5 protein-coding genes are annotated in these 4,131 nt (G+C 47.5%); all 5 read right to left on the reverse strand.

The window, feature by feature from the left end; all coding sequences use genetic code 11:
• Positions 1-40: 40 nt before the first annotated feature.
• The 5 genes from Q0546_RS06975 to ybeY all read right to left on the reverse strand — a co-directional run bounded on the left by Q0546_RS06975 (position 41) and on the right by ybeY (position 3,799).
• Positions 41-403: a hypothetical protein gene (locus Q0546_RS06975; RefSeq protein ID WP_298791682.1), complete on the reverse strand. Its 363-nt coding sequence runs from the start codon at positions 401-403 to the stop codon at positions 41-43.
• A 9-nt stretch (positions 404-412) separates the two neighbouring features.
• Positions 413-1,213 carry a phosphatidylserine decarboxylase gene (locus tag Q0546_RS06980; protein WP_298791683.1) on the reverse strand — a complete coding sequence of 267 codons (801 nt, stop codon included), beginning with the start codon at positions 1,211-1,213 and terminating at the stop codon, positions 413-415.
• Complete coding sequence (locus Q0546_RS06985) at positions 1,210-2,301, reverse strand: metallophosphoesterase (protein WP_298791685.1); 1,092 nt, start codon at positions 2,299-2,301, stop codon at positions 1,210-1,212. The genes Q0546_RS06980 and Q0546_RS06985 overlap by 4 nt, the downstream gene beginning before the upstream one ends.
• Before the next feature lie 567 nt (positions 2,302-2,868).
• Positions 2,869-3,390, reverse strand: a complete 522-nt coding sequence (locus Q0546_RS06990) for a hypothetical protein (protein ID WP_298791687.1) — start codon at positions 3,388-3,390, stop codon at positions 2,869-2,871.
• Positions 3,383-3,799: an rRNA maturation RNase YbeY gene (ybeY, locus tag Q0546_RS06995; RefSeq protein ID WP_298791689.1), complete on the reverse strand. Its 417-nt coding sequence runs from the start codon at positions 3,797-3,799 to the stop codon at positions 3,383-3,385. The genes Q0546_RS06990 and ybeY overlap by 8 nt, the downstream gene beginning before the upstream one ends.
• Positions 3,800-4,131: the final 332 nt, after the last annotated feature.

A 4,131-nucleotide genomic window follows, 5' to 3' on the forward strand; every position in this document is an offset into this window, starting at 1 on the left:
ATCACGCAAGCATCGCAAGCGACCTAGCCCCAAAACAAATCTAGCCCGCAAAGATCCTAAACGCCGCCCAGACGCAAACAGTGCCAACCAAAACGCCGATGGCAAAAGCCGAAGCGACGTAGAGTTTTTGCTTTTTTCTGATCTGCTCAAATTTCTTTTCGTGATGCTTTTTCACGCCCTCGAAGGTCAAATTTAAGATCTTTTCGTTCGTTTGATTTAGCGCATCGGCAAAGCTCTTTATCTGCTCGTCGTTGATGTAGCGCATAGTCTTGCGCGTCGCGCTCGCCAGGCGCTCGTAGTCCTCGCTGTTTTCCCAGAGTTCGACCACCGTGTTGTTTTCGATACGCTCTTTTAGTTCTAGCGTCTCTTTTAGCTCGTTTTGTTCGACTAGCTGCGTTCCCATTGCGCCTCCTTAGTTGATAGTTCCTATTTTGTCGCCGTATTTTAGCTTTTGCTCGGCCGCTAGATCAAATTTGACCGCGCCCTGCTCGCTAAGGATGAGGATCGTCGAGCCCAGCTCAAACATCCCCAGCTGCTCGCCCTTTTTTGCACTTAAATTTTCGTATTCGTAGAGCGCGACGTTTCCGGCGCAGGCGTTAGTCTGTATGCGCGCGTCAAAGTCAAATTTCATCTTGCCCACGTTTAGCGCGCCGACAAAAACCAGCCACATCTTTTTGCCGCTTGCAAGCTCGCATTTTAGCACCACGCGCTCGTTTTTAGCGTAAAGATTTGGCACCTTTAGCAGCGTGCTGACGGCCACGCTATATAGCTCGCCAGGCACGTATAGCGCGGATAATATCCTCATATCGCAAGGCGCGTGGTAGCGGTGATAGTCGCGCGGGCTGAGGTAGATATTTACATACTCTAGCTCGGCGTCTCGCTCACTGCGGTCCATACTGTCTCCAAGAAGCTCTGCGATACCGTACTCATGCCCCTTGACGCTGATCGCCTTTAGCTCCTTGCTCGCTCCGCGCTCTAGGCACGTACCGTCGCTAGGGCTGATGAAAGCCTGCGGCGAAACGTCAAAATTTCGCGGACGCTGTAGCTCGCGGGTAAAAAGCGCCGTGAGGCTCTCGTACTCCTTTGGCTCTTTAAACTCGCCCATGTCGATTTTAAAGCCGCTTACGTATTTTTCGTTGATAAATGTTTGCAAAAATCTCGGAAATTTAACCGCCGCTACAAACCCGAATATCCTAGAAATAACTCCCCTCATACCTCTCCTTTTAGTCTTAATAACGAAATCTCGCTAGGCGCCATCACGCGCACCGGCGGCCCCCAAAATCCAGCTCCGCGGCTAACGTAAATTTGCGTTTTTTTGTTCGCGCGGTATAGCCCGGCGACGTATTTTTGATCGAGCCTTACCAGCAGAGAAAACGGGAAAATCTGTCCGCCGTGCGTGTGTCCGCTCACGACCAGATCCACGGGCGCGTTTTCGTCCATGTATTTTAAAAACTTAGGCTGATGAGCGAGCAAAACAGTAGGCAAATTTACGTCGCGACCGTCCAGAGCCGCGACTAGATCGGGCTCGTACGCTTTAAACCTTAAACCGATGATATCATAAACGCCGGCTAAATTTACCCCGCCGACTCGCACGTTTTCGTTGCCTAAAATTTTAAAATTCGTCGTCTCGCGGATCGCTTTTATCGTGCCGTCGATGCCGTTATAGTACTCGTGGTTGCCCGGCACGTAAAAGGTGCCGTATTTGCTCTTTAGCTCGTTAAACGGCGCGATAAACTCGGCCAAACGGTGCGGCGGTAGATCCGCGATGTCGCCCACGATCGCGACCGCGTCGGCATCCAGCTCGTTTACGCGCCCGGTTACCGCCCGCGCAAAGTCCGCTCCCAAAAAATCGCCCAGATGAATATCCGTTAAAACCGCGATCTTTAGCTCGCCCTTTAGCCCCTTTAGCTCGATATCTTGCTCTTTTACTTCGGGCAATTTTACGGCGTTAAAGATACCTTTAAAAAAGTAGCTAAACGCCAAGATAAGTATCGTGACGTCAAGATATAGGCGCAAAAATTTACGCCTGCTCTCGCTAAACGCGCGCTTGGTTACGGGGCGAACCGCGAGCGCGACGACGTTCGCAAAAAGCACGAACGAAAAGATAATAAACGTCAGCGCCAGCATCAGCGAACAGGCGATGCGAAGGCTCGGTCCCAAAAAGTTAAACCGCAGCGAAAAAGCAAGCGCGACGCCGCCCATGGCAAGCGTCAGGAAAAATAGCCCGAGCGCCCTTTTATGCGCGGCAAGCGGCCTGAGCGCGGCATCGGCAAAAAGCCCGCGATAAGAAACGTAATTCATAAAAATGATGATCAAAGATGATAAAACATAAAACATTTCGTAAATTTAGCCAAAATTATTAAATATCTAACCACTGCGCGCGGCAAATTTAAGGAAATTTGAGCGCGGCGGCGGATGATTTTAGATTTTAAAGGCTGATATTTCGGGCGCAGCGAAATGCGCAGCCGAATATTTGTTTAAGTTAAGCGGCGCGCATAAGCGACAAATTCGCTCTATGATTTAAGTAATGATGAGCGCGTTACCGGCGGCGGTTTTACGCGGTGAAGGCGACGCACACGAACGGCGATTTACTCCGTTAGATTTAACTTTTCGTTACTTTGGTTTTGACTGCGCTTGCTCTTTATTTTGCAAATTTGAACATTTCGGCGATAAATTTACGGCTTTGCGGGATGTGTTTTGAGATAAAATTTATGCGACTCAACTTTATAAAATTTGCGACGAGACGAATGTCGAATTTTACCGTCCAAGGCGAATTTAGTTTATAAATTTGACGCGAAAGGAGCCAAATTCAGCTACTCCTGAATTAATTTTATAAATGTCACACCGTTAGATTTTAAAGCGTTTGCATTAATTTTTTTCAGAACCGAACTGTAAAATATATCTATTGCCCGAAACCTCATACAAAGCCGTCAAAAAGCCATCCAAATCATCGTCTTTGTTGGAATATGAACACTCTTGTATAAATTTGTTTTTGTTTTTATAAAAACAAATTTCACGATAAACAGCAGAACCGCCCTTAAAAAACCATATATCATTCAAATTTATTTTTCTACCGTTATAAGTGATCAAATGTTTATTTGTCACGTAAAATCCCTCGTGGATAAAGTTCATAAGCTCGTAATATATTGCCACCAACAAAGCGATAACAAAAATCACCCAGCCTATTTTCATAAGCGTTCCGCTCTCTAAAAATAAGGCGCATGAAGCCCACACACATAAGGTAAAAGCAATAATTTTCAACACGCAAAAAAATCTAATAGAGCATAAATATTTATATAGCACCACCTCACCGTCGTCGAGCTTGACGTTTTCAGGCAAATCCGCCAGCTCATCGTCCAGCGCCTTGCGCGTCAAATTTAGCTCACTCATCGCCAGCGTCCTGCGTTCGCACGATGAGACTCTTTGGCAGGTTAAATTTCTCGATCACTTCGCACTCTTTGGCCCTCATCTCGCCCGCGTCGCTCTCATGATCGTAGCCTAGCACGTGAAGTAGCCCGTGCGTGAAAAGCAGCGCCGTCTCGTCATCCTCGCAGTGACCTAGCTCGGCGGCTTTGGCTGCGACTAGCTCAGTGTTTATCACTATACAGCCAAGCGGCGCGTGCAGCTGCATCTCAAGCGGGAAGCTCAGCACGTCCGTAGTCTCGTAGATGCCGCGCTGGCGGACGTTTATCTCCTTCATCTCCTCGGCGTCAACGAAGCTAAGCTCCACCTCGCCCGCGGTCAAATAGTCGCAAATTTGATCCAAAATCCTCGGATAATCGTCCTCGCAAAGTATCATTTTTGGCTTTCCTTTAGTAAAATTTGAGTATGATTTTAGCAAAAATTTGGGTTGATCTTAATAAAACTAGCTTTTGTTTGTTAAGGGGGAAGGGGCTTGAATTACGAAGTCGCTCCCTTCCCCTTTAACAATCCCCCCCCAACCCCTACGACGTGAGAGGTGGCGACACGGCTTTGCTGGCGCAAAGCGTCGCTAGTTTGAATAAAATTTGACATTTTCAGGGTGCGGGTCTCGGTGAGTCAAATTTGAGGTTGAAATTTATAAATTTGAACGTAAGACGATAAGGCGAAGTATCGCGAGATGATTTTTCGAGTTTTGAAGCAAAATTGAGC

The sequence above is a fragment of the uncultured Campylobacter sp. genome (genome assembly GCF_937997465.1).
Taxonomy (GTDB): Bacteria; Campylobacterota; Campylobacteria; order Campylobacterales; family Campylobacteraceae; genus Campylobacter_A.